Source organism: Pseudomonas sp. W2Aug9 (assembly GCF_023127755.1).
Lineage (GTDB): Bacteria > Pseudomonadota > Gammaproteobacteria > Pseudomonadales > Pseudomonadaceae > Aquipseudomonas > Aquipseudomonas synxantha_A.
In genome coordinates, this window is sequence record NZ_SPKL01000002.1 from 114,415 (window position 1) to 138,121 (window position 23,707).

Below are 23,707 nucleotides of genomic sequence, written 5' to 3' on the forward strand. Positions count from 1 at the left end.
TTCCTCAAGTCCAGGCATTTTGGCCGGCGGTCGATGGATCCAGCGTTGCCGCACGGCTCAGGGCGTTTTGTACTGATCGAGGCCGGCAGATGCAAGCACGATCGACGCAAACGGCCGGTTTGGCGCGGCAAAAGTTCAGGGTGCCATGGTAAGCTCGCCGCCTCTTTTGCTGCCAATACTGACTCACCGTGCCGCACTCAATCGCCCCTTCCGATGCTTGCCAATGGCTGACCCAGAGCCTTCTGAGTCCCTTGCCCACGCCCTTGACCCTCAACTGGCTGTTTGACGAAGGCTCGCTGACGCGACGGCTGACAGGGCTGTCCAACGACGGTTTCAGCGTGACGCCGCTGTTCGAAGGCTGGCAGCCATTGCGCGACGATGAATGTGCCGCCCTGGGCCTGGCCCCGGCCAGCATCGGCTGGGTGCGCGAGGTGTACCTGCGTGGGCATGACCAGCCGTGGGTGTTTGCCCGCAGCGTGGCGGCGCGCAGTGCCTTGCAGGGCGACGGGCTGCACATGGACGAGCTGGGCAGTCGCTCGCTGGGGGAGCTGTTGTTCTGCGACCGCGCCTTTACCCGCCAGGCCATCGAAGTGTGCCATTACCCTCGCCCATGCCTGCCGGCAGCGGACCAGACCGACGGTTTGTGGGCGCGCCGCTCTCGCTTCGATCGCGGCGCGCTGAGCGTGCTGGTGGCAGAAGTCTTCCTGCCGAGTTTCTGGCACGCGCTGCATGACCATCCGGAGAACTGCTGATGTATCAACGTTTGCTCAAGTCCTTGAACCGCCTGAACCCCAGGGCCTGGGATTTCATTCAGTTGACGCGCATGGACAAGCCCATCGGCATCTACCTGTTGCTGTGGCCGACATTGTGGGCACTGTGGATCGCCGGCAAGGGTTCGCCGTCGCTGCTTAATATCGTGATTTTCGTGTTGGGCGTGGTGCTGACCCGCGCCGGTGGCTGCGTGATCAATGATTGGGCTGACCGCAAGGTCGATGGCCATGTGAAGCGCACCGAGCAACGCCCACTGGTGAGCGGCAAGATCAGCTCGAAAGAGGCATTGGTGTTTTTTGCCGTGCTGATGGGTATCAGCTTCCTGCTGGTGCTGCTGACTAACGCCAGCACTATCCTGCTATCCCTGGGCGGCCTGGCGCTGGCAGCCAGCTACCCGTTCATGAAGCGCTACACCTATTACCCGCAGGTAGTGCTGGGCGCGGCGTTTTCCTGGGGCATGCCGATGGCGTTTACCGCCGAGACCGGCCATCTGCCCGCTACCGCGTGGTTGCTGTATATCGCCAACCTGTTGTGGACCGTGGGCTACGACACCTATTACGCCATGACCGACCGTGATGACGACTTGAAGATCGGGGTGAAATCCACCGCCATTCTGTTTGGTGATGCTGATCGCGTGATCATCCTGACCCTGCAAGGGCTGTCGCTGGTGTGCCTGTTGCTGGCCGGCACGCGGTTTGAACTGGGGGGTTGGTTCCAACTGGGGTTGCTGGCGGCGGCGGGCTGTTTTGCCTGGGAGTTCTGGTACACGCGGGACAGGGACCGCATGAAGTGCTTCAGGGCGTTCTTGCATAACCATTGGGCCGGGTTGGCGATTTTTGTCGGGATTGTGGTGGATTACGCGGTTCGGTAGTGCAGGACTGACGCCATCGGGGGCAAGCCCCCTCCCACATTTTGATGTGTGGATACATTCAAGTGTGGGAGGGGGCTTGCCCCCGATGGATTCAGCAGCGCCGCAGACTTAAGGCTTGATGATGTGCCAGGCGCCACCCTTGCCATCCCCGGTCTTGTCACCGGCTTTCTTGTCGTCCTTGTAGGTGTAGACCGGCTTGCCTTTGTAGGCCCACTGGCTGGTCTGGTCGTCGCGGGTGATCACCGTCCACTCACCGTCACCGGTCGTGGTGTCGGTGGACTCGGCCTTCAACGGCGGCCAGTTGGTCGCGCACTGGTCCTTGCACACTGACTTGCCATCGGCGTCCTTGTCGAAGGTGTAGAGCGTCATGCCCTTGTGATCCACCCACATCCCGTCTTTAGTCATCGCAGGCTCTGCCGCAAACGCCAGGCCTGGCAGCGCCAAGGCTGCGGATAGCAGCAGGGCTTTCCAGGAAATCGTGCTGTAAGTCATCGGAACCTTCCTTTTGTGGTTGTCAGGATTCGGACCCAAAGGGTAGTCCAGAGTGCCCTGAATTGCCCAAGCGACTAAATTACTGTCACACGACTGCAATAATTCCGTTATCTAATGCGGCGCAAGACAGTTAAATGACAAGAGGATTTTGAGCATGGTTGGCAGGAGCATTCTGATTGTTGACGACGAAGCGCCCATTCGCGAGATGATCGCCGTTGCGTTGGAAATGGCCGGCTATGACTGCCTGGAGGCGGAAAACTCCCAGCAGGCCCACGCCATTATCGTCGACCGCAAGCCGGACCTGATCCTGCTCGACTGGATGCTGCCCGGCACGTCCGGCATCGAGTTGGCCCGGCGCCTCAAGCGTGACGAACTGACCGGGGATATCCCGATCATCATGCTCACCGCCAAGGGTGAAGAGGACAACAAGATCCAGGGCCTGGAAGTGGGCGCCGATGACTACATCACCAAACCTTTTTCCCCTCGGGAGCTGGTGGCGCGCCTCAAAGCCGTATTGCGCCGTGCCGGACCGACCGATGGCGAAGCGCCGATCGAAGTCGACGGCCTGATTCTGGACCCGATCAGCCACCGCGTGACCATCGACGGCAAGCCCGCCGAGATGGGCCCGACCGAATACCGATTGCTGCAATTCTTCATGACCCACCAGGAGCGCGCCTACACCCGCGGCCAATTGCTGGACCAGGTATGGGGCGGCAATGTGTATGTGGAGGAGCGCACCGTGGACGTGCATATTCGCCGCTTGCGCAAAGCCTTGGGCGACGCGTACGAGAATCTGGTACAAACCGTGCGCGGCACCGGCTATCGGTTTTCCACCAAAAGCTGAGCCAGCCCCTTCCTCCCTTAACAGCTGACAAGGACGCATGTTTAAGTGAACCAGAACTGGCATGGCACCCTGATCCGCCACATGCTTCTGTTGATCACTGCTTGCCTGCTGGTCGGGCTGATCAGTGGCTATTACGGCTGGAGCCTGGCCGCCGGCATCGCGTTGTACCTGGGCTGGACCCTCAAACAATTGCTGCGCCTGCATGAATGGCTGCGCCAGCACAAACCCGACGAGGCGCCGCCCGATGGCTATGGCCTGTGGGGTGAGGTGTTCGACAGCATCTACCACCTGCAACGCCGCGACCAACGGGTACGCGGGCGCCTGCAAGCGGTGATCGACCGGGTGCAGGAATCCACCGCGGCGCTCAAGGACGCCGTGATCATGCTCGACAGCGACGGCAATCTGGAATGGTGGAACCGCGCCGCCGAAACCCTGCTGGGTCTCAAGACGCCACAAGACAGCGGCCAGCCGGTGACCAACCTGGTGCGCCACCCGCGCTTCAAGGAATACTTCGAGCAGGACAACTACGAAGAAGCCCTGGAAATCCCGTCGCCCACCAACGACCGCGTACGCATCCAGCTGTACCTGACGCGCTATGGCAACAATGAGCACTTGATGCTGGTGCGTGATGTGACCCGCATCCATCAGCTTGAACAGATGCGCAAGGACTTCGTCGCCAACGTCTCCCACGAGCTTCGCACACCGCTGACGGTGATCTGCGGCTACCTGGAGACGCTGCTGGACAACGTCGACGAGATCAACCCGCGCTGGAGCCGCGCCCTGCAGCAGATGCAGCAGCAAGGCTCGCGGATGCAGACCCTGCTCAACGACTTGCTGCTTTTGGCCAAGCTTGAAGCCACCGATTACCCTTCGGATAACCACCCGGTGGCAGTGCAAAGTCTGCTGCACACCATCAAGAATGACGCCCAGGCGCTCTCCGGCGAACGCGGCCAGCAGATCACCCTGGAAGCCGACCCGACGGTGCTGCTCAAGGGCAGTGAGGGCGAGTTACGCAGCGCGTTCTCCAATTTGGTGTTCAACGCGGTGAAGTACACCCAGGACAAGGGCAATATCCGTATTCGCTGGTGGGCCGACGAACAGGGCGCGCACCTGAGCGTGCAGGACTCGGGTATCGGCATCGACGCCAAGCATCTGCCGCGCCTCACCGAACGTTTCTACCGCGTTGACTCCAGCCGCAACTCCAACACCGGCGGCACGGGGCTCGGCCTGGCGATCGTCAAGCATGTGTTGTTGCGCCATCGGGCGCGCCTGGAAATCAGCAGCGTGCTGGGGCATGGCAGTACGTTTACCTGCCATTTTCCGACAACGCAGGTAACGCGTTCGCCAGTGATCGACAATGATGAATAACTCAAATACAGCACAAATCTAAATGTGGGAGGGGGCAAGCCCCCTCCCACATTGGATTTGTATGCTTTTGGAGAACAGGTTCCTTGCCCCGCCCGGCAGCGGGCACTAGGCAAGCGCCCCGTCAGCCGCTACATTGGCCGACTTGCGCCTGCCTTTCAGGCTCACCTGTCATCCCTTATTGAACACACGGAACCTGCAAAACCCCATCATGGACCCTTCCCCTGGCATTACCCTCGCTACACTCTTCGCCGATTTCGGCATGATTCTTTTTGCACTGATCCTGGTACTGCTCAACGGTTTCTTCGTTGCGGCGGAATTTGCCATGGTCAAACTGCGTGCCACGCGGGTCGAGGCCATCGCCCACAAAAACGGCTGGCGCGGGCAGATCCTGCGTACCGTACACAGCCAGCTCGACGCCTACCTGTCGGCCTGTCAGCTGGGTATCACCCTGGCGTCCCTGGGCCTGGGCTGGGTCGGTGAACCGGCCTTTGCGCACATCCTCGAGCCAATGCTGGGCGCGATCGGCGTGCAGTCGCCGGAAGTGATCAAGGGCGTGTCGTTCTTTGCCGCGTTCTTCGTGATTTCCTACCTGCACATCGTGGTCGGTGAGCTGGCGCCCAAGTCCTGGGCGATTCGCAAGCCCGAGTTGCTGTCGCTATGGACGGCAGTGCCGCTGTACCTGTTCTACTGGGCCATGTACCCGGCCATCTACCTGCTCAACGCCAGCGCCAACGCCATCCTGCGCATCGCTGGCCAAGGCGAGCCTGGCCCCCACCATGAGCACCATTACAGCCGCGAAGAGCTCAAGCTGATCCTGCACTCCAGCCGTGGCCAGGACCCGAGCGACCAAGGTATGCGCGTACTCGCCTCTGCGGTGGAAATGGGCGAACTGGAAGTGGTGGACTGGGCCAACTCCCGCGAAGACCTGGTGACCCTGGATTTCAACGCCCCGCTCAAGGAAATCCTCGCGCTGTTCCGTCGCCACAAATTCAGCCGGTACCCGGTGTATGACGCGGTGCGCAATGAGTTCGTGGGCCTGTTGCACATCAAGGATCTGCTGCTGGAACTGGCCGCCCTGGACCATATTCCCGAATCCTTCAACCTGGCCGAACTGACCCGCCCGCTGGAACGCGTCTCGCGGCACATGCCGTTATCGCAACTGCTGGAGCAGTTCCGCAAAGGCGGCGCGCACTTCGCCCTGGTGGAGGAAGCCGACGGCAAGATCATCGGCTACCTGACCATGGAAGACGTGCTGGAAGTACTGGTGGGCGATATCCAGGATGAACACCGCAAGGCCGAGCGCGGCATCCTCGCCTACCAGCCCGGCAAACTGCTGGTACGTGGCGACACGCCGCTGTTCAAAGTCGAACGCCTGCTGGGCGTCGACCTGGACCACATCGAAGCCGAAACCCTGGCCGGCCTGATCTACGACACCCTCAAGCGCGTGCCGGAAGAAGAGGAAGTGCTGGAAGTGGAAGGCTTGCGGATCATCATCAAGAAGATGAAAGGGCCCAAGATAGTACTGGCCAAGGTCTTGCTGCTGGACTGACCTTCGATTGCCCAATGCAAAATTGGGCAATATCCCAAGCGTCGTGACGACCTAAACGATCGTCACGCAGGCAGCGCGTTGAAACAGATATCCACATTCATCTGCGCCGCGGCCGACAGATTGACTAACGCATCAAGAGAACACTTGTCGATCTTGCCGTTAAGTACGTCGTTCAGGCGAGGCTGGCTGATACCCAGCCTTAGCGCCGCATCCTTCTGGGACAGCTCCCAGCTACGAATGGTGTTGCACAACTCCAACAGCAGCTTTGAGCGTAGGCGCATATTGGCGGCTTGCGCTGGCGTGTCCTCCAGAGCATCCCACACAGAGTTGAAACGTTCGGTATGTAACTTTTGATTTGTCATGGGCTTAACCTAATTCCTGCAATCTGGCACGCGCCAATTCGATATCCCGCCCTTCGGTTTTCCGTGTGGTCTTGCGCAACGCGTGCAGCACATAGACAGCTTCAGGCCGATTGACCACGTAGAACACTCGAAACGCTCCCGACTCTTCAGTGATCCGAATCTCATTGACGCCCCTCCCGATCGTTTTCATCGGCTTGCAATCGAAGGGCTGCTCACCCTGTTGCAACAGATCCAACTGAAAACCGGCTGCCCTTCGGGCGTCGAGAGGAAAATCCTTGAGATCCTTGAGCGAGCTTCCTAGAAACACCACATCCTTGTGCCTTGGCATTGACTTCTCCTTTCCTGGAAAGAAAAAGCGTAATCGACGACTCAACCAAAGGCGGTGCAGCTTTGTTTCAAGGCATAGCAAAGGCTCGACAACACTGAAGCGTTATCGAGAGCCTATATCGGAACAGATATAAATCAAGCCATCTAGCAGGAATCAGACAACCGGTCGATTGCTTGATTCAGGCCATCAGGCACCCGGCACAAAATGCTTCTGCGCCGTACCGCGCGCAATCAGGCGCGAGATGTAGTCCAGCTTCTGCGCATCCTGGTCGATAAAGCGAAAGGTCAGTTGCAACCAGTCGCTGTCGGGCTTGGGCTCGTAGGCGACGATGGCATGCAGGTAGCCGTTGAGGCGTGCGACTTCGGCGTTGTCGCCCTGCTCAAGGTCGAGCACGGCGCTTTCCAGTACCTGAGGCAGGACGTCGCCGCGCTTTACCACCAGCAACGCTTCCTTGATGCTCAGGGCCTTGATCACGCATTGCTGAGTGCCGCTGGAGAGGCGCAACTGGCCCTGACCGCGACTGCCAGCCGGCGCCGCTGCTGCTGGGGCCTTCACGGGTGGGGTGTTGAGCAGACCTTTACTGGGTGCCGCCACCGGGGCCGGCTTGACCGCTTCGGGTCTGCCGCCGGTCAGGGCGCTCAGGGAGTCGTTGCCGAAGGCCGAGTTCATCTTGGTCGGCGCGCTGGCGATCAGTGCGTCGAGGCGGCCGATCTTGTGCAGGGCCTGCTTGACCTTGTTGAGCAGTTGCTCGTTGGTGAACGGTTTGCTGACATAGCCGGAAACGCCGGCCTGGATCGCCTGAACCACGTTTTCCTTATCGCCACGGCTGGTCACCATCACGAACGGCATGGCCTTCAGATGCGCTTGCTCGCGGCACCAGGTCAAGAGCTCAAGACCGGACATCTCAGGCATTTCCCAGTCACACAGCACCAGGTCGAAGGTTTCGCGCATCAGGATGGATTGCGCCTTTTTGCCGTTCACCGCATCTTCGATCTTGATTCCGGGGAAGTAATTGCGCAGGCACTTCTTCACCAGGTCGCGAATAAACGAGGCGTCATCCACCACCAATACACTGACTTTGCTCATCGACCCTTCATCCTATAAAAACCTCGGCTGGCAGTACGCCTGACTGATGGCATTTTGCCAAAACCTTGCAGTCACGTTCGGACTTTATTCGCCGCCCGCGCAAAAAATTCAGCTGCCACAAACGAAAACGCCCGGCCAATGGCCGGGCGTTAATTTCACGGGCAACCTTACTTATCGTCAGGTTCGCCTGGAACATTAGGCGTTTGATCGGCGGAGCCTTCAACTTCGGCCTTCATGCGCTTGAGGCCCATGTGCCGAACGTCGGTGCCGCGCACCAGGTAGATCACCAGTTCCGAGATATTACGCGCGTGATCGCCGATCCGCTCCAGGGAGCGCAGCACCCAGATAATGCTCAAGACCCGCGAGATAGAGCGTGGATCTTCCATCATGTAGGTGGCCAGCTCACGCAAGGCGGTCTTGTACTCGCGGTCGATGACCTTGTCGTACTGAGCCACCGACAACGCCAGGTCTGCATCGAAACGCGCAAACGCGTCGAGGGCATCGCGCACCATGTTGCGCACCTGGTCGCCGATATGGCGCACTTCCACATAACCGCGTGGCGCTTCACCTTCTTCGCACAGTTGGATGGCACGCCGGGCGATCTTGGTGGCTTCGTCGCCAATGCGCTCCAGGTCAATCACCGACTTGGAGATGCTGATGATCAAACGCAGGTCCGAGGCCGCCGGCTGGCGACGAGCAAGAATGCGCAGGCACTCTTCATCGATATTGCGTTCCATCTGGTTGATCTGGTCATCGATCTCGCGCACCTGCTGGGCCAGGCCCGAGTCGGCCTCGATCAGCGCGGTGACGGCATCGTTGACTTGCTTCTCCACCAGCCCGCCCATCGCCAGGAGGTGGCTGCGCACTTCCTCAAGCTCGGCGTTGAACTGCGCGGAGATGTGATGGGTAAGGCCTTCTTTGCTAATCATGTTGGCGTCCTTGGAGCGTCCGGTAAGGTGCGGAGAACCGCAGCGTCAGTGCAATCAGAACCACAGCTTCCTAGCCGTAGCGACCGGTGATGTAGTCTTCGGTCTGCTTCTTCGCCGGATTGGTGAACAGGGTATCGGTATCGCCGAACTCCACCAGCTTGCCCATGTACATGAACGCGGTGTAGTCCGAAACCCGCGCCGCCTGTTGCATGTTGTGGGTCACGATAACGATGGTGAACTTGGACTTGAGCTCGTAGATCAGCTCTTCGACTTTCAAGGTCGAGATCGGGTCGAGCGCCGAGCACGGTTCGTCGAGCAGCAGCACTTCCGGCTCTACGGCGATGGTACGGGCGATCACCAGACGCTGCTGCTGGCCGCCGGACAAGCCAAGTGCCGACTCGTGCAGACGGTCCTTGACCTCGTCCCACAACGCGGCGCCCTTGAGAGCCCATTCAACCGCTTCGTCGAGGACGCGCTTCTTGTTGATGCCCTGGATGCGCAGGCCATAGACCACGTTTTCATAAATGGTCTTGGGGAACGGGTTGGGCTTCTGGAACACCATCCCCACCCGGCGTCGCAACTCGGCCACGTCTTCACCCTTGCGGTAAATATTGGTGCCGTAGAGATTGATCGCACCTTCCACACGGCAACCGTCCACCAGGTCATTCATACGGTTGAACGTGCGCAGTAATGTCGACTTGCCGCAGCCGGACGGGCCGATAAAGGCGGTCACGCGCTGCTTGGGGATGTTCATGCTGACGTCGAACAGCGCTTGTTTTTCGCCGTAGTACAGGCTCAGGCCCGGGACTTCGATGGCCACGGTTTCCTGGGCCAGGCTCAGGCTCTGTTTGTCGCGACCCAGGGCAGACATGTTGATGCCGTGAGGTTGGTTTTCGTGTTGCATGGGATGCTCCCTGTGCTACCAATTCGTTTCGTTGAACCGCCGGGGCGGCTTACTCAAATTCTGTGTCTGTGGGAGCTGGCTTGCCTGCGATGGCATCACTGCGGTCTTACTGATACACCGCGTCGTCTGCATCGCAGGCAAGCCAGCTCCCACAGGGGGCCGTGTTAGCTGTCCAGCGCCTTGTATTTTTCGCGCAGGTGGTTACGGATCCACACCGCCGACAGGTTGAGCGTGGCGATCACCAGCACCAGCAGCAACGCGGTGGCGTACACCAGCGGCCTTGCGGCTTCGACGTTAGGGCTCTGGAAGCCGACGTCATAAATATGGAAGCCCAGGTGCATGATTTTCTGGTCCAGGTGCAGGTACGGATAGTTGCCGTCCAGCGGCAGCGACGGCGCCAGCTTCACTACGCCCACCAGCATCAGCGGCGCCACTTCGCCGGCGGCGCGGGCCACGGCGAGGATCATGCCGGTCATCATGGCCGGGCTGGCCATCGGCAGCACGATCTTCCACAGCGTTTCCGCCTTGGTCGCGCCCAGTGCCAGGGAGCCTTCGCGCACCGTGCGAGGGATCCGCGCCAGGCCTTCTTCGGTGGCCACGATCACCACCGGCACCGCCAGCAGCGCCAGGGTCAGCGAGGCCCAGAGCAGGCCCGGAGTACCGAAGGTCGGGGCCGGCAGGGCTTCGGCGAAGAACAGACGGTCAACCGAGCCACCCAATACATAGACGAAGAAGCCCAGGCCGAATACGCCGTAGACAATGGCCGGTACGCCCGCCAGGTTGTTCACGGCGATACGGATGATCCGCGTCAGGGTGTTCTGCTTGGCGTACTCACGCAGGTACACGGCCGCCAGCACGCCAAACGGGGTCACGATCATCGCCATGATCAGGGTCATCATCACGGTGCCGAAGATGGCCGGGAAAATCCCGCCTTCGGTGTTGGCTTCCCGTGGGTCATCACTGAGGAATTCCCAGACCTTGCTGAAGTAGAAGCCGATCTTGGTCAGGGTGCCCATGGCGTTAGGCTGGTAGGCGTGCACCACCTTGCCGATGCCGATCTCCACTTCCTTGCCGTTGCCGTCGCGGGCAGTCAGGGCGTCGCGGTTGAACTGAGCGTGCAGGTCAGCCAGGCGCGCCTCGATGTCCTGGTAGCGGGCATTCAGTTCGGCGCGGTCGGCATCCATATCGGCCTGGGCGGCGGCGTCGAGCTTGCCTTCCAGTTCCAGTTTGCGCCCGTGCAGGCGGATGCGTTCCAGGCCGGCGTTGATCGCACCGATATCAGTTTTTTCCAGGGTCTTGAGCTGGGCGGCGAGCTTGTTGACACGGTCCACGCGAGCTTGCAGCTCTGGCCATGCGGCCTCGCCTTCAGCGATGACCTTGCCGTCCTGCTTGACGTTGACCAGGGTGCCGTAAAAGTTGCCCCACTCACGACGCTCAATGGCCATCAGGTTGGCCGGCTTGGTCTGGTCCTTCAACCATTCGCCGACGATCCAGGTGAAGTCGTTGCCGTTCAAGTCGCGGTTGCCGACCTTGATCAGCTCGCGGGTCATGAATTCCGGGCCCTGGTCCGGCACCGGCAGGCCGGCGCTCTTGAGGCGCTCACGCGGCACTTCTTCTTTCTGTACCACTTCGCCGATGACGATATGGTTGGCCTGGCCCGGCACGTTGTAGTTGGCCTGGATCAGGTCGGCCGGCCAGAAGTGGCCCAGGCCACGCACGGCAATCACAGCCAGCAAACCAATGGTCATGATGACCGCGATGGACACCGCGCCACCGCTGATCCAGACGCCTGGGGCGCCGCTCTTGAACCATCCATTCAGGGAGTTCTGTTTCACAGACTTCTACCTTTCTTAAAGCGACGAGTATTTCTTGCGCAGACGCTGACGAATCAGTTCGGCGAGGGTGTTCATGATGAACGTGAACAGCAGCAGCACCAGCGCCGAGAGGAACAGCACGCGGTAGTGACTGCCACCGACTTCCGACTCGGGCATTTCCACCGCGACGTTGGCCGCCAGGGTGCGCAAGCCCTCGAACAGGTTCATCTCCATGACCGGGGTGTTACCGGTGGCCATCAGCACGATCATGGTTTCACCCACTGCACGGCCCATGCCGATCATCAGTGCAGAGAAGATGCCCGGGCTGGCGGTCAGGATCACCACGCGGGTCATGGTCTGCCACGGCGTGGCGCCCAGGGCCAGGGAGCCCAGGGTCAGGCCGCGGGGTACGCTGAACACGGCGTCTTCGGCGATCGAGTAGATGTTCGGGATCACCGCAAAACCCATGGCCAGGCCGACCACCAGGGCGTTGCGCTGGTCGTAGGTGATGCCAAGGTCGTGGGAGATCCACATGCGCATGTCGCCGCCAAAGAACCAGGTTTCCAGGTATGGACTCATGTACAGCGAGAGCCAGCCCACCAGCAGGATTACCGGGATCAGGATCGCGCTTTCCCAGCCGTCCGGCACCCGCAGGCGAATCGACTCGGGCAAGCGACTGAAGACAAAACCGGCGACTAGGATGCCGATCGGCAATAGCATCAGCAGGCTGAAAATGCCCGGCAAGTGCCCTTCCACGTACGGCGCCAGGAACAGGCCGGCGAAGAAGCCGAGGATCACGGTCGGCATGGCTTCCATCAGTTCGATCACCGGTTTGACCTTGCGGCGCAGGCTCGGGGCCATGAAGTACGCGGTGTAGATCGCCGCCGCAACCGCCAGTGGCGCGGCCAGCAGCATGGCGTAGAACGCAGCCTTCAACGTGCCGAAGGTCAGCGGGGCCAGGCTCATCTTGGGTTCGAAGTCGGTGTTGGCGGCGGTGGACTGCCAGACGTATTTAGGCTCGTCGTAGTTCTCGTACCAGACCTTGCTCCACAACGCGCTCCACGAGACTTCCGGGTGCGGGTTGTCGAGCAACAGCGGTTGCAGCTTGCCGCCGGCCTCGACGATTACGCGGTTGGCCCGTGGCGACATACCGAACAGGCCCTGGCCGTCGACCACCGGGTCGACCAGCAGGGTGCGGTGAGCGGTGCTGTGGAAAACGCCGAACTGGCCGGAGGCATCGAGCGCGGTGAAGCCTTTGCGGCGTTCTTCAGCACTGATTTCGACAATGGGCGCAGTGCCCATCTGGAAGGTGCGGATCTGTTTCAGGCGTTGCTCGCCATCCGGGTCGCGGGCCATGAACCACTGGGCCAGGCCGCCCTTGGAGTTGCCGACGATCAGCGAGATACCGCCCACCAACTGAGTGCTGGCGGTGACTTCGGCTGCGCCGTCTTCCAGGAGTTTGTAGCGACCGTTGAGGCTGTTGTCGCGCAGGCTGAACACATCGGCCAGGGCGCGACCGTTGATCACATAAAGCCATTGCTGGCGTGGGTCGACAAAGATGGCTTTCACCGGTTCGGTCATCTGCGGCAGCTCGATGCGCTTCTGCTCGCTGGTGACTTCACCGGTCATCATGTTTTCTTCGCGGCTCAACGACAGCACGTTCAGGTACGAACCCGCCGAACCGGCCACCACCAAGGTGGAGTCAGTGGCGTTGAGGGCGACATGCTCCAGTGGGCGACCGGCCTCATCCAACACGATCGGCGTTTCGCCGTAAGGGTATTCAATCGCTGGGGTGATGGTCTTCTTGCCGTCCGGGTACGACACTTTATAGGTGTGGCGGAACACCAGGGACTGGCCATTGGACAAACCAAGGATAACCAGCGGGCTGCCCGGCTGGTCTTCACCAATAGAAGCAACGCTGGCACCGGCCGGAAGCGGCAAGTCGACACGCTTGAGCTCGGCGCCGGAGTCCACTTCAAAGAACAGCGCCTGGCCCTTGTCGGAAACCCGCATGGCAACTTGGTTCTGTTCTTCAAGGGAGATCATCAACGGCTTGCCGGCGTCCTGCATCCAGGCGGGAGTCAGCGCGTCTTCCTTGGTCAACGAGGCGCCCTGGAACAGAGGTGCAACGACGTAGGCGAGGAAGAAGAAGATCAAGGTGATGGCGCCAAGGACGGCGAGGCCACCTACCAGCACATACCAGCGGGTCAGGCGATCCTTGAGCGCGCGAATGCGGCGCTTGCGTTGCAGCTCAGGCGTATTGAAATCAATGCGCTTGGGGGGAGAAGTTGTCGTCATGGTGGAATTGGCCAGATCATTCATGCGCACACCCTAGCGATCCTGTATGACAGAAAGATGACAGTGCAGTGACGCAACAAATCCGCCGCGAAGCAAAGCTGGCAGCGGACTTAAAATTAGGGATGTAACCGGGCTTTGTGTGGGAGCGGGCTCCCACACGGGCCCGGTATTACACCGGGTATCGCAGGCTTAGTTGCCTTCTTTCAGACCCAGCTCAGCCAAGGCCTTGGCGGCCACTTTGGCAGGCAGTGGGATGTAGCCGTCCTTGACGACAACTTCCTGGCCCTGCTTGGACAGCACCAGTTTCACGAACTCGGCTTCCAGCGGGGCCAGCGGCTTGTTCGGGGCTTTGTTGACATACACGTAGAGGAAGCGTGACAGCGGGTATTTGCCGTTCAGGGCGTTTTCTTCGCTGTCTTCGATGAAGTCAGTGCTGCCTTTCTTGGCCAGGGCCACGGTCTTCACGCTGGCGGTCTTGTAGCCAATGCCCGAGTAACCGATGCCGTTCAGCGAGGAGCTGATCGACTGCACGACAGAAGCCGAGCCAGGTTGTTCGTTCACGTTAGGCTTGTAGTCGCCTTTGCACAGGGCTTCTTCCTTGAAGTAGCCGTAGGTGCCGGATACCGAATTGCGACCGAACAATTGCACAGGCTTGTTGGCCAGGTCGCCGGTCACACCCAGGTCGCCCCAGGTTTTAACGTCAGCTTTGGCGCCGCACAGGCGAGTCGAGGAGAAGATCGCGTCGACTTGCTCCATGGTCAGGTGCTGGATCGGGTTGTCCTTGTGCACGAACACCGCCAGGGCGTCCACGGCAACCGGGATAGCGGTTGGCTTGTAACCGTACTTCTGCTCGAAGGCCGCCAGTTCGGTGTCCTTCATCTTGCGGCTCATCGGGCCCAGGTTGGAGGTGCCTTCAGTCAGCGCAGGTGGCGCGGTGGCGGAACCGGCAGCTTGAATCTGGATGTTGACGTTCGGGTATTCCTTTTTGTAACCCTCAGCCCACAAAGTCATCAGGTTAGCCAGGGTGTCGGAGCCGACGCTGGACAGGTTGCCCGACACACCAGTGGTCTTGACGTACGCCGGGATTGCCGGATCAACACCAGCGGCCACCGCGTTGGCGGTCGCAACGCCAGCAGCGACAAAAGTCATTGCCGCCATCAAACGTTTCAGTTTCATGCCTTGCTCCTAGCAGATAGGGATAATTGGATCGGGGCCAAGTATCGAGAGGCCGTGTGAACACTCTATGTCTGCAATGTGACAATTAGATGAAAGGCCACTATCGGGAAGCAAAGGCTGATGAGGAGCGAGACGTTGAATGAACGCCTCGCCACATTGGATCAAATTGGTTTCAGCGGCCGCGTTTCCACAGATACCCACCCACCAACATCCCCATCACACACAGGACGGCCACATAGTAAGCCGGGCCCATCGGGCTCTCCTTCATCAGCAGCGACACGGCCAATGGCGTCAACCCGCCGAACACGGCATAAGCAACGTTGTAGGAGAACGACAGGCCGCTGAAACGCACCACCGGCGGGAAGGCCTTGACCATCACGTAGGGCACCACGCCGATGGTGCCCACGAACAAACCGGTCAATGCGTACAACGGAAACAGCCAGTCCGGGTGGGCCATCAGGCTGTGATACAGCGTCCACGAGGTCGCCAGCAACAGTGCGCAACCGGTGACCAGCACGCGACCGGCGCCAAAACGGTCGGCCAGGGCACCCGAGGCGATGCAACCCAGGCTCAGGGTCACGATGGCCAGGCTGTTGGCTTGCAGTGCCATCGTGGGGCTGAAGTGGTAGACGGTTTGCAACACGGTCGGCGTCATCAGGATAACCACCACGACGCCGGCGGACAGCAGCCAGGTGAGCAACATCGACAACACAATGGCGCCACGGTGGTCACGCAGCACTGCACGCAACGGCAGCTCGGCAGCCAGGGTCTTGCGTTGCTGCATCTCAGCGAAGATCGGCGTTTCATGCAGCCAGCGGCGCAGATACACCGACAACAGACCGAATACACCGCCAAGCAGGAATGGGATCCGCCAGGCGTAATCGGAGACCTGCTCCGGGGTATAGGCCGTATTGATCGCAGTAGCTACCAGCGAGCCGAGCAGAATACCGGCGGTGAGGCCGCTGGTCAGGGTGCCGCAGGCGTAGCCGATGTGGCGCGGCGGAACGTGCTCGGAGACGAACACCCAGGCGCCCGGTACTTCGCCGCCAATCGCCGCACCCTGGATGACGCGCATCAGCAGCAGCAGTAGCGGCGCCCACAAGCCGATCTGCGCGTAGGTGGGCAGCAGGCCCATGATCAGGGTGGGCACGGCCATCATGAAGATGCTCAGGGTGAACATCTTCTTGCGCCCCAGCAGGTCGCCGAAGTGCGCCATGATGATGCCGCCCAGTGGGCGGGCCAGGTAGCCGGCGGCGAAGATGCCGAAGGTCTGCATCATGCGCAGCCATTCGGGCATGTCGACGGGGAAGAACAGTTTTCCGACCACGGTGGCGAAAAACACAAAGATGATGAAGTCGTAGAACTCCAGCGCCCCGCCCAAGGCAGACAGCGACAGGGTTTTGTAGTCGTTGCGGGTCAGCGGGCGCGAGGGCTGCGCACTGCTTGCGGGCACGGAGGACATGGCAAGGCTTCTCTTATAGTAATCATCGTAAAGGACTGCACGCCCGTGACTTGCGGCGGGTTTGGCAAGATAGCAAATCGCCTGAAAAAGCACAGCGCCAGGAACACAGTTGCGCGCAAAAGCCCCGATACAGCGTCTATTTACCGACCAAATGAGCGTGCGGAGGTCGTCGTGGCGCCAGGGTCTCGATATACTCGCCAGTGCAAGCGCCAGACCCGCTGTCTTGAGGGGCTGCTGTGCCAAAACGTTGTTGGGTACCGTCCAGCCGATTTGGCAGAGTTTCCCTTTAGTTCGCCTTACGAGAAACGCATCGAGCGGTGTATGTTGGTGCTGAAACGTTTTTCCAGAAGACGGCTATCCACTTCAAATACCCATGAAGCGTCACGGGTCAGAGGCACCCTCGGCATGATCGAACTCGAACAAGAAGATCCTATCCCGCAAGGCGATCTCGCCCTGCAAATCACTGCACTGCCGCGTGAAACCAATGGTTTTGGCGATATCTTCGGCGGCTGGCTGGTCGCGCAGATGGACCTGGCAGGCACGGCAATGGCCAGCAAGGTCGCCGGCGGGCGCGTAGCCACCGTCGCCATTGATCGCATGGCCTTCCTGGTACCGGTAGCCGTGGGTGCACAGCTTTCCTTCTATACCCAGGCTCTGGAAATTGGCCGCAGCTCGATCCAGATGATGGTCGAAGTGTGGAGCGATGACCCGCTGTCCAGCGAATGGCGCAAGGTCACCGAAGCGGTATTTGTGTTCGTCGCCATCGACGGCAGCGGTCGCACCCGTTCGGTACCGTCACGGGCGCGTTAAACCTCGCCGGGTTTTAACGGTCAATTGCCCCATTGCCTGCCACTTGAGAGAGCTTTGTTATGCCTACGCCCCACGTTGAGACGATGAAAATCGACGAGCTGGACTGCTGGCGCATCCGCCACAACGGCGCCGAGCTGATGGTGGCCCAACAGGGTGCGCATATCTTCAGTTACCAGCGCGAGGGCGAACAGCCACTGATATGGCCGAACCCCGCGGCGGTGTTCAAGCGGGGCAAAGGCATCCGTACCGGCGTGCCGGTGTGCTGGCCGTGGTTTGGTGTTTTCGACCGTAACCCGCAGAGCGTAAAAGCCATGCGCCAAAGCGATCAGCCTGCCGGCGCCCACGGCTTTGTGCGCACCGCGCTCTGGGAGTTGGCCGGGACGGCAATCGAAGGTGAAGCCCTGCGTATCGAGCTGGTGCTGCCGACTCCTGCGAACGGCTTTCCCGGCTGGCCCCATCAGGTTGACTTGACGCTGAGCCTGCTGCTGGACGAGCAACTGCATATCCGCCTCACCAGCCACAACCGTGGCACCGACACCGTGACCTTCAGCCAGGCACTGCACACCTACTTTGCTGTGAGCGACGTGCGCAACGTGCAGGTCGAGGGGGTGGATGGCTTGGCCTATATCGACACTGCTGATGGGTGGACCGAGAAGCAGCAATCCGGCTTGCTGCACTTCACTGGCGAAACTGATCGTATCTACCTGGATACGCCAGCGCAGTTGAGCATTGTGGATAAAGACTGGCAGCGCCGCGTCCAACTCATCAGCGAAGGCTCGAAGTCCACCGTGATCTGGAACCCGTGGACCGAACGAGCCAAAGCGCTTGATGACATGGCCGATGACGGCTGGCAGGGCATGTTGTGCATCGAGACGGCGAATGTGTTGGATGATGTGGTAAGCCTGGCCCCCGGTAAAAGCCACACCTTGGGCGTTCGTATCACCAATATCACTTTGTAAACCCAGTCAGAATGTGGGAGCTGGCTTGCCTGCGATAGCATCGCCTCAGTGCAACTGACACACCGAGTCGCCTGCATCGCAGATCAAGCCCGCTCCCACAGGGATTGGTAGCGCCAGTTAGAGATCGGACTCCTTCACCACCCGCACCTTCCCCGCCTCCAGCGCATACGCGGCATCGGCCAAGTCATTGTTGACCTTCTCCACCTTCAACATGCCCGTGACCCACAGCGGCGTGTAGATATCATCCAGCTTCAACCCCTTGGGATACCGCACCAGCACCAGTTGGTTAGGCGGCGGTGGCGGCACATGGATGCAGGCGCCCGGATACGGCACCAGGAAGAACAGCGTGCTGCGGCCTTTGGCATCGGTTTCCAACGGCACCGGATACCCACCAATGCGGATATTCTTGCCGTTCATGGCCGCCACGGTCTTGGTGGAATACATCACCGCGGGCAAGCCTTTGCTCTGCTTCAAGCCACCTTTTTCAGTGAACGTGCCTTGGGCTTCGGGGGAGTTATGGTCGATCTCGGGCATGGCTTCGAGGGCTTTCTGGTCCGAAAGCGGCATCAGGTCGAGCCAGTCGGTTTCCGGCAGTTCGCCAGCGTGCGCCAGGCCAGAGCCCAGCAGGAGGAGAGTGAAGAATAGACGGCGCATGGAGAGGCTCGGCAAATACAAGTGCCGAGCATTCTAGCCCTCTGCGCCTGCGCAGCGCAGAGGACTTTGTCGGCTGATTACTTCTTTTTGATCAGGCCGTAGATCACCAGCAACACGATGGCACCTACCAGCGCGCCGATGAAGCCCGCGCCCTGGCCTGCCTGGTAGATCCCCAGTGCCTGGCCGCCATAGGTCGCGGCCAGGGAGCCGGCGATACCCAGCAGAATGGTCATGATCCAGCCCATGCTGTCGTCACCCGGCTTGAGGAAACGCGCCAGCAGGCCAACGATCAAGCCGATAAAGATGGTTCCAATGATACCCATGGCATTTCCCTCTGATTGAATGTGAGTCATGACAAAGCCTAGTCAGGCTTTATCATCCTGCAATCAGAGAGACGACGGTGACCAATGGTTCCCGCCGACTCCCGGCTTATTACTCGGCGATCAGCGCTTCGACCTTGAGGATCTGCGCCTGCAGCGTTGCGCGATCCTTGCAGCGCAGGTTTGCATGCCCGACTTTGCGTCCGGCCTTGAACGCCTTGCCGTAGTGATGCAGGTGGCAGTCATCGATGGCAATCACCCGCTCAACCGGCGGGACTACGCCGATGAAGTTGAGCATGGCGCTCTCGCCGACCTTGGCCGTGGAGCCCAACGGCAAGCCCGCCACCGCCCGCAGGTGGTTTTCGAACTGGCTGCACTCGGCGCCTTCGGTGGTCCAGTGCCCGGAGTTGTGAACACGCGGGGCGATTTCGTTGGCCTTGAGGCCGCCGTCGACTTCAAAGAACTCGAACGCCATCACGCCGACGTAATCCAGTTGCTTGAGCACGCGGCTGGAATAATCTTCGGCCAGGGCCTGCAGTGGGTGGTCGGTGCTGGCCACGGACAGCTTGAGGATGCCGCTGTCGTGGGTGTTGTGCACCAGCGGGTAAAAGCGCGTCTCACCATCACGGGCACGCACGGCGATCAGCGATACTTCACCGGTGAATGGCACAAAGCCTTCCAGCAGGCAGCCGACGCTGCCCAGCTCAGCGAAGGTGCCAACCACATCGGCGGCGGTACGCAGCACTTTCTGGCCCTTGCCGTCGTAACCCAGGGTGCGAGTTTTCAACACGGCCGGCAGGCCGATGCTGGCGACAGCGGCGTCCAGGTCTGCCTGGGACTGGATGTCGGCGAAGGCCGGGGTGGGGATGCCCAAGTCCTTGAACATACTCTTCTCGAACCAGCGGTCCCGGGCGATGCGCAAGGCTTCAGCGCTCGGGTACACCGGTACGAACTGCGACAGGAAGGCCACGGTTTCGGCCGGGACGCTTTCAAACTCGAACGTCACCAGGTCGACTTCGTCGGCCAGTTGGCGCAGGTGATCCGGGTCGCTGTAGTCAGCGCGCAGGTGTTCACCCAGGGCGGCGGCGCAGGCATCTGGCGCCGGGTCCAGGAAAGCGAAGTTCATCCCCAGCGGAGTGCCCGCCAGGGCCAGCATGCGACCGAGTTGGCCGCCACCGATTACACCGATTTTCATCGTCAACAACCTCAGGCGATGCGTGGGTCTGGATTGTCCAGCACACTGTCTGTCTGCTCAGCACGGAATTTTTTCAGCACCGCATGGAACTGCGGGTGCTTGGCGCCCAGGATGCTGGCCGACAGCAAGGCTGCGTTGATCGCGCCGGCCTTGCCGATCGCCAGGGTCGCTACCGGGATACCGGCCGGCATCTGCACGATGGACAACAGCGAATCCACGCCCGAGAGCATCGACGACTGCACCGGCACGCCAAGCACCGGCAGGTGCGTCTTGGCCGCACACATACCTGGCAAGTGCGCCGCGCCGCCGGCACCGGCGATGATCACCTCGATGCCACGGGATTCTGCTTCATCGGCATACTGGAACAGCAAATCCGGGGTGCGGTGGGCGGAGACCACCTTCACTTCATACGGAATGCCGAGTTTTTCCAGCATATCGGCGGTGTGGCTAAGGGTGGACCAATCGGACTTGGAGCCCATGATCACGCCAACCAATGCACTCATCGTCGTGCCTCTTCTCTCTGGGCGCCCGCAGGCGCGTCAAAAAACAACAAGCCACGCGGGAGACCGGCGTGGCTTGTTGTACGAATTAGTTTCGGGCCAGAACTGCCTGCGCTCAGTCAGGCTGCGTTAAAAACAAACTCGGAATGCTCATTGGCTAAAGCCAACTCCGCTTCCTCGCTTGTTTTTGCCTTGCCTGATCTTCGCTCGGCGAGTTCTGACCTCGAAACGCGGCCGGTTGGACCGGCCGAAGGCCGCGCAGTATACCGTAATAATCCAGATAAACAGCCCCTGGAATGACCATCTGTCTAGCCGCTCAAACCGGCGGTTTTATTGACTCTTGAGTCAGTCCCCTACACCGCAAAACCTTGTGGGAGGGGGCTTGCTCCCGATAGCGGTGTTTCAGCGGCCTAATCAGCGCCTGACACACCGCTATCGGGAGCAAGCCCCCTCCCACATTGGATCTGTGTCAGGCTCAGGTACTTTGCGCCGCGCCTCCTTCCAGTTTGCGCCACAGCAACCGCACATTCGCCTTGCGCACCAACGCACAGCGATACAAGCGAATCTCCAGGGGCACGTGCCATTGCGGCCCGCCGCACACCACCAGTTCGCCGCGAGCCAGTTCGGCACGCACGCTCAGTTGAGGCACCCAGGCGATGCCCAAGCCTTCAAGAGCCATGCTCTTGAGGCTGTCAGCCATGGCGGTTTCGTAAATGGTGGTGAACCGCAGGGCCCGCTGGCGCAGCAGTAAATTCACCGAGCGGCCGAGGAACGCCCCGGCACTGTAGGCCAGCAACGGCACACTGCCCTCGCTTTCCAGGTCGAACAGCGGCTTGCCATCGGCATCGGCGGCGCACACCGGGAGCATTTCGGTGTTGCCCAGGTGCAGCGAGGGGAATATCTCGGCGTCCATCTGCATGGCGGCATCCGGGTCGTAAAACGCCAGCATCAGGTCGCAACCGCCTTCGCGCAGGGCGTGCACAGCGTCGCCGACGTTAGTGGCAACCAATCGCGTGGCGATGTTCAGCCCCTCGTTGCGCAGCTGTGCGATCCAACGTGGAAAGAACCCCAGTGCCAGCGAGTGTGCGGCCGCCACCTGCATGACTTCACCCTGCCCGCCTTCCAGATGATGCAAATGCCGCAGTACTTCGCCGAGCTGTTCGACCACGGTGCGCGCCGTCACCAGGAACAACTGCCCCGCCGCTGTCAGCTCCACGGGCGTGCGCGAGCGGTTGACCAGCGTCAGGCCCAACGCGGCTTCAAGGCTGCGAATACGGCGACTGAACGCCGGCTGCGTCACAAAACGCCGCTCCGCAGCCTGGGAAAAGCTGCGCGTCGCCGCCAGGGCGCTGAAGTCTTCCAGCCATTTGCTTTCAAGGTTCATCATTGCCTCCCACGCCGAATGCACCATTTTGGCACACACGCCCGCCATCATGGCTGGGTCACATCCACATTATGCCGTTTGTGCATAGCCCAGTGTTTAACAGCATTGGCCCAAAAACTTCTACAAGCCTAGCATTCGCAGCGTTCCGGCCAGTTCCGGGTCCATATCGAGATGATTTCCGTCATGTCCTCTGCTGCATCTTTCCGTACAGAAAAAGACCTGCTTGGCGTACTCGAAGTACCTGCTCAAGCGTATTACGGCATCCAGACCCTGCGAGCGGTGAACAACTTCCGCCTCTCGGGCGTTCCGATTTCGCATTACCCGAAATTGGTGGTCGGCCTGGCAATGGTCAAGCAAGCAGCGGCTGACGCCAACCGCGAGTTGGGCCAGCTCAGCGAAGCCAAGCACGCTGCCATCAGCGAAGCCTGTGCCCGCCTGATCCGCGGCGATTTCCACGAAGAGTTCGTGGTGGACATGATTCAAGGCGGCGCTGGCACTTCAACCAACATGAATGCCAACGAAGTCATCGCCAACATCGCGCTGGAGGCCATGGGCCATCAGAAAGGCGAATACCAGTACCTGCACCCCAACAACGACGTGAACATGGCGCAGTCGACCAACGACGCCTACCCGACCGCGATCCGCTTGGGTCTGCTGCTGGGCCATGACGCTCTGCTGGCCAGCCTCGACAGCCTGATCCAGGCGTTCGCCGCCAAAGGCGCCGAGTTCAGCCATGTGCTGAAAATGGGCCGTACCCAATTGCAAGACGCCGTGCCGATGACCCTCGGTCAGGAATTCCGCGCCTTCGCCACCACCCTGGGTGAAGACCTGGCGCGCTTGAAGACCCTGGCGCCGGAGCTGCTCACCGAAGTGAACCTGGGCGGCACCGCCATCGGCACCGGCATCAACGCCGACCCACGCTACCAGGCCCTGGCCGTACAACGCCTGGCCACCATCAGCGGTCAGCCGCTGGTACCGGCGGCCGACCTGATCGAAGCCACCTCCGACATGGGCGCCTTCGTGCTGTTCTCCGGCATGCTCAAGCGTACCGCGGTGAAGCTGTCGAAGATCTGCAACGACTTGCGCCTGCTGTCCAGCGGCCCACGCACCGGCATCAATGAGATCAACCTGCCGGCGCGCCAGCCAGGCAGCTCGATCATGCCCGGCAAGGTCAACCCGGTGATTCCGGAAGCCGTTAACCAGGTGGCATTCCAGGTCATCGGCAACGACCTGGCCCTGACCATGGCGGCCGAAGGCGGCCAATTGCAACTGAACGTGATGGAGCCGCTGATCGCCTTCAAGATCTTCGACTCGATCCGCCTGCTGCAACGCGCCATGGACATGCTGCGCGAGCATTGCATCGTCGGCATCACCGCCAACGAAGCACGCTGCCGCGAACTGGTGGAGCACTCCATCGGCCTGGTCACCGCGCTGAACCCCTACATCGGCTATGAAAACGCCACCCGCATCGCGCGTATCGCTCTTGAAAGCGGCCGCGGCGTGCTGGAACTGGTGCGTGAAGAAGGCTTGCTCGACGACGCCATGCTCAACGACATCCTGCGCCCGGAAAACATGATCGCTCCACGCTTGGTCCCGCTGAAGGCCTAAGCGTTTGTTGCACCGCTCACCAG

General features: G+C 60.6%; 23 protein-coding genes. 8 read left to right on the forward strand and 15 right to left on the reverse strand.

Going from position 1 to position 23,707, the window contains the following annotated elements; all coding sequences use genetic code 11:
* Positions 1-188: 188 nt before the first annotated feature.
* The gene (locus tag E3O56_RS01675; protein ID WP_103734136.1) at positions 189-752 is read left to right on the forward strand and encodes a chorismate lyase; all 564 of its coding nucleotides are present in this window, start codon (positions 189-191) and stop codon (positions 750-752) included.
* The gene (gene ubiA / locus E3O56_RS01680; protein WP_148853784.1) at positions 752-1,642 is read left to right on the forward strand and encodes a 4-hydroxybenzoate octaprenyltransferase; all 891 of its coding nucleotides are present in this window, start codon (positions 752-754) and stop codon (positions 1,640-1,642) included. Before E3O56_RS01675 ends, ubiA begins: the two co-directional genes overlap by 1 nt.
* 108 nt (positions 1,643-1,750) lie before the next feature.
* Here ubiA and E3O56_RS01685 read toward each other — a convergent pair whose 3' ends face one another.
* Positions 1,751-2,134, reverse strand: coding sequence for a hypothetical protein (locus E3O56_RS01685; protein ID WP_103734134.1), 384 nt, complete (start codon positions 2,132-2,134; stop codon positions 1,751-1,753).
* Between the two features lie 154 nt (positions 2,135-2,288).
* Here E3O56_RS01685 and phoB point away from each other — a divergent pair, with 154 nt between their 5' ends.
* The 3 genes from phoB (at position 2,289) to E3O56_RS01700 (ending at position 5,895) form a co-directional block, all read left to right on the forward strand.
* Positions 2,289-2,978 (forward strand): phosphate regulon transcriptional regulator PhoB, encoded by a 690-nt coding sequence (gene phoB, locus E3O56_RS01690; protein WP_005792526.1) that lies wholly within the window; start codon positions 2,289-2,291, stop codon positions 2,976-2,978.
* Positions 2,979-3,059: 81 nt separating this feature from the next.
* A complete protein-coding gene (gene phoR / locus E3O56_RS01695; RefSeq protein WP_236648093.1) occupies positions 3,060-4,346 on the forward strand; it encodes a phosphate regulon sensor histidine kinase PhoR in 1,287 nt (428 codons plus the stop codon).
* A gap of 208 nt (positions 4,347-4,554) precedes the next feature.
* A complete protein-coding gene (locus tag E3O56_RS01700; protein ID WP_005792528.1) occupies positions 4,555-5,895 on the forward strand; it encodes a hemolysin family protein in 1,341 nt (446 codons plus the stop codon).
* A 62-nt stretch (positions 5,896-5,957) separates the two neighbouring features.
* Here E3O56_RS01700 and E3O56_RS01705 read toward each other — a convergent pair whose 3' ends face one another.
* The 9 genes from E3O56_RS01705 to E3O56_RS01745 all read right to left on the reverse strand — a co-directional run bounded on the left by E3O56_RS01705 (position 5,958) and on the right by E3O56_RS01745 (position 16,254).
* On the reverse strand, positions 5,958-6,257 hold the full coding sequence (locus tag E3O56_RS01705; protein ID WP_005792529.1) for an XRE family transcriptional regulator: 300 nt from the start codon (positions 6,255-6,257) through the stop codon (positions 5,958-5,960).
* A gap of 4 nt (positions 6,258-6,261) precedes the next feature.
* Positions 6,262-6,585 carry a type II toxin-antitoxin system RelE/ParE family toxin gene (locus tag E3O56_RS01710; protein ID WP_005792530.1) on the reverse strand — a complete coding sequence of 108 codons (324 nt, stop codon included), beginning with the start codon at positions 6,583-6,585 and terminating at the stop codon, positions 6,262-6,264.
* Between the two features lie 186 nt (positions 6,586-6,771).
* On the reverse strand, positions 6,772-7,671 hold the full coding sequence (locus E3O56_RS01715; protein ID WP_248127703.1) for a response regulator: 900 nt from the start codon (positions 7,669-7,671) through the stop codon (positions 6,772-6,774).
* A 167-nt stretch (positions 7,672-7,838) separates the two neighbouring features.
* Positions 7,839-8,600: a phosphate signaling complex protein PhoU gene (phoU, locus tag E3O56_RS01720; protein WP_017528598.1), complete on the reverse strand. Its 762-nt coding sequence runs from the start codon at positions 8,598-8,600 to the stop codon at positions 7,839-7,841.
* 70 nt (positions 8,601-8,670) lie between these two features.
* A complete protein-coding gene (gene pstB / locus E3O56_RS01725; protein ID WP_005792533.1) occupies positions 8,671-9,504 on the reverse strand; it encodes a phosphate ABC transporter ATP-binding protein PstB in 834 nt (277 codons plus the stop codon).
* A gap of 164 nt (positions 9,505-9,668) precedes the next feature.
* The gene (gene pstA, locus E3O56_RS01730) at positions 9,669-11,339 is read right to left on the reverse strand and encodes a phosphate ABC transporter permease PstA (RefSeq protein WP_032878679.1); all 1,671 of its coding nucleotides are present in this window, start codon (positions 11,337-11,339) and stop codon (positions 9,669-9,671) included.
* A 15-nt stretch (positions 11,340-11,354) separates the two neighbouring features.
* A complete protein-coding gene (locus E3O56_RS01735) occupies positions 11,355-13,388 on the reverse strand; it encodes an ABC transporter permease subunit (protein ID WP_179119858.1) in 2,034 nt (677 codons plus the stop codon).
* A 417-nt stretch (positions 13,389-13,805) separates the two neighbouring features.
* Positions 13,806-14,792 carry a phosphate ABC transporter substrate-binding protein PstS gene (locus E3O56_RS01740; RefSeq protein WP_005792536.1) on the reverse strand — a complete coding sequence of 329 codons (987 nt, stop codon included), beginning with the start codon at positions 14,790-14,792 and terminating at the stop codon, positions 13,806-13,808.
* Between the two features lie 172 nt (positions 14,793-14,964).
* Positions 14,965-16,254, reverse strand: coding sequence for an MFS transporter (locus E3O56_RS01745; protein ID WP_248127705.1), 1,290 nt, complete (start codon positions 16,252-16,254; stop codon positions 14,965-14,967).
* 405 nt (positions 16,255-16,659) lie between these two features.
* Between E3O56_RS01745 and E3O56_RS01750 the strand changes: the two genes are divergently transcribed.
* Positions 16,660-17,064 carry an acyl-CoA thioesterase gene (locus E3O56_RS01750; protein WP_003176975.1) on the forward strand — a complete coding sequence of 135 codons (405 nt, stop codon included), beginning with the start codon at positions 16,660-16,662 and terminating at the stop codon, positions 17,062-17,064.
* Positions 17,065-17,123: 59 nt separating this feature from the next.
* Positions 17,124-18,023: a D-hexose-6-phosphate mutarotase gene (locus E3O56_RS01755; protein ID WP_103734132.1), complete on the forward strand. Its 900-nt coding sequence runs from the start codon at positions 17,124-17,126 to the stop codon at positions 18,021-18,023.
* Between the two features lie 117 nt (positions 18,024-18,140).
* On the opposite strand, the gene E3O56_RS01760 is transcribed toward E3O56_RS01755, so the two are convergent.
* The 5 genes from E3O56_RS01760 to E3O56_RS01780 all read right to left on the reverse strand — a co-directional run bounded on the left by E3O56_RS01760 (position 18,141) and on the right by E3O56_RS01780 (position 22,076).
* A complete protein-coding gene (locus E3O56_RS01760) occupies positions 18,141-18,677 on the reverse strand; it encodes a DUF3299 domain-containing protein (RefSeq protein ID WP_103734131.1) in 537 nt (178 codons plus the stop codon).
* A gap of 77 nt (positions 18,678-18,754) precedes the next feature.
* Complete coding sequence (locus E3O56_RS01765) at positions 18,755-19,000, reverse strand: GlsB/YeaQ/YmgE family stress response membrane protein (RefSeq protein ID WP_005792540.1); 246 nt, start codon at positions 18,998-19,000, stop codon at positions 18,755-18,757.
* A gap of 109 nt (positions 19,001-19,109) precedes the next feature.
* Positions 19,110-20,192, reverse strand: a complete 1,083-nt coding sequence (locus E3O56_RS01770; RefSeq protein ID WP_032878674.1) for a 5-(carboxyamino)imidazole ribonucleotide synthase — start codon at positions 20,190-20,192, stop codon at positions 19,110-19,112.
* A gap of 11 nt (positions 20,193-20,203) precedes the next feature.
* On the reverse strand, positions 20,204-20,695 hold the full coding sequence (purE, locus tag E3O56_RS01775) for a 5-(carboxyamino)imidazole ribonucleotide mutase (RefSeq protein ID WP_003195648.1): 492 nt from the start codon (positions 20,693-20,695) through the stop codon (positions 20,204-20,206).
* Between the two features lie 472 nt (positions 20,696-21,167).
* Positions 21,168-22,076 (reverse strand): LysR substrate-binding domain-containing protein, encoded by a 909-nt coding sequence (locus tag E3O56_RS01780; RefSeq protein WP_032881175.1) that lies wholly within the window; start codon positions 22,074-22,076, stop codon positions 21,168-21,170.
* A gap of 183 nt (positions 22,077-22,259) precedes the next feature.
* Between E3O56_RS01780 and aspA the strand changes: the two genes are divergently transcribed.
* A complete protein-coding gene (gene aspA, locus E3O56_RS01785) occupies positions 22,260-23,684 on the forward strand; it encodes an aspartate ammonia-lyase (protein WP_032878672.1) in 1,425 nt (474 codons plus the stop codon).
* The last annotated feature ends 23 nt before the right edge of the window (positions 23,685-23,707 follow it).

Excerpts from the sequence above, each read along its gene's own strand:
- E3O56_RS01735 (WP_179119858.1), bottom strand. The coding sequence starts at position 13,388 with ATGCAGGACGCCGGCAAGCCGTTGATGATCTCCCTTGAAGAACAGAAC.
- ubiA (WP_148853784.1), top strand. The coding sequence starts at position 752 with ATGTATCAACGTTTGCTCAAGTCCTTGAACCGCCTGAACCCCAGGGCC.
- E3O56_RS01740 (WP_005792536.1), bottom strand. The coding sequence starts at position 14,792 with ATGAAACTGAAACGTTTGATGGCGGCAATGACTTTTGTCGCTGCTGGC.
- purE (WP_003195648.1), bottom strand. The coding sequence starts at position 20,695 with ATGAGTGCATTGGTTGGCGTGATCATGGGCTCCAAGTCCGATTGGTCC.
- pstB (WP_005792533.1), bottom strand. The coding sequence starts at position 9,504 with ATGCAACACGAAAACCAACCTCACGGCATCAACATGTCTGCCCTGGGT.
- E3O56_RS01700 (WP_005792528.1), top strand. The coding sequence starts at position 4,555 with ATGGACCCTTCCCCTGGCATTACCCTCGCTACACTCTTCGCCGATTTC.
- E3O56_RS01780 (WP_032881175.1), bottom strand. The coding sequence starts at position 22,076 with ATGAACCTTGAAAGCAAATGGCTGGAAGACTTCAGCGCCCTGGCGGCG.
- E3O56_RS01755 (WP_103734132.1), top strand. The coding sequence starts at position 17,124 with ATGCCTACGCCCCACGTTGAGACGATGAAAATCGACGAGCTGGACTGC.
- E3O56_RS01685 (WP_103734134.1), bottom strand. The coding sequence starts at position 2,134 with ATGACTTACAGCACGATTTCCTGGAAAGCCCTGCTGCTATCCGCAGCC.
- E3O56_RS01765 (WP_005792540.1), bottom strand. The coding sequence starts at position 19,000 with ATGGGTATCATTGGAACCATCTTTATCGGCTTGATCGTTGGCCTGCTG.
- phoR (WP_236648093.1), top strand. The coding sequence starts at position 3,060 with ATGCTTCTGTTGATCACTGCTTGCCTGCTGGTCGGGCTGATCAGTGGC.
- aspA (WP_032878672.1), top strand. The coding sequence starts at position 22,260 with ATGTCCTCTGCTGCATCTTTCCGTACAGAAAAAGACCTGCTTGGCGTA.
- E3O56_RS01705 (WP_005792529.1), bottom strand. The coding sequence starts at position 6,257 with ATGACAAATCAAAAGTTACATACCGAACGTTTCAACTCTGTGTGGGAT.
- E3O56_RS01745 (WP_248127705.1), bottom strand. The coding sequence starts at position 16,254 with ATGTCCTCCGTGCCCGCAAGCAGTGCGCAGCCCTCGCGCCCGCTGACC.
- E3O56_RS01770 (WP_032878674.1), bottom strand. The coding sequence starts at position 20,192 with ATGAAAATCGGTGTAATCGGTGGCGGCCAACTCGGTCGCATGCTGGCC.
- E3O56_RS01760 (WP_103734131.1), bottom strand. The coding sequence starts at position 18,677 with ATGCGCCGTCTATTCTTCACTCTCCTCCTGCTGGGCTCTGGCCTGGCG.
- E3O56_RS01715 (WP_248127703.1), bottom strand. The coding sequence starts at position 7,671 with ATGAGCAAAGTCAGTGTATTGGTGGTGGATGACGCCTCGTTTATTCGC.
- E3O56_RS01710 (WP_005792530.1), bottom strand. The coding sequence starts at position 6,585 with ATGCCAAGGCACAAGGATGTGGTGTTTCTAGGAAGCTCGCTCAAGGAT.
- phoB (WP_005792526.1), top strand. The coding sequence starts at position 2,289 with ATGGTTGGCAGGAGCATTCTGATTGTTGACGACGAAGCGCCCATTCGC.
- phoU (WP_017528598.1), bottom strand. The coding sequence starts at position 8,600 with ATGATTAGCAAAGAAGGCCTTACCCATCACATCTCCGCGCAGTTCAAC.
- E3O56_RS01750 (WP_003176975.1), top strand. The coding sequence starts at position 16,660 with ATGATCGAACTCGAACAAGAAGATCCTATCCCGCAAGGCGATCTCGCC.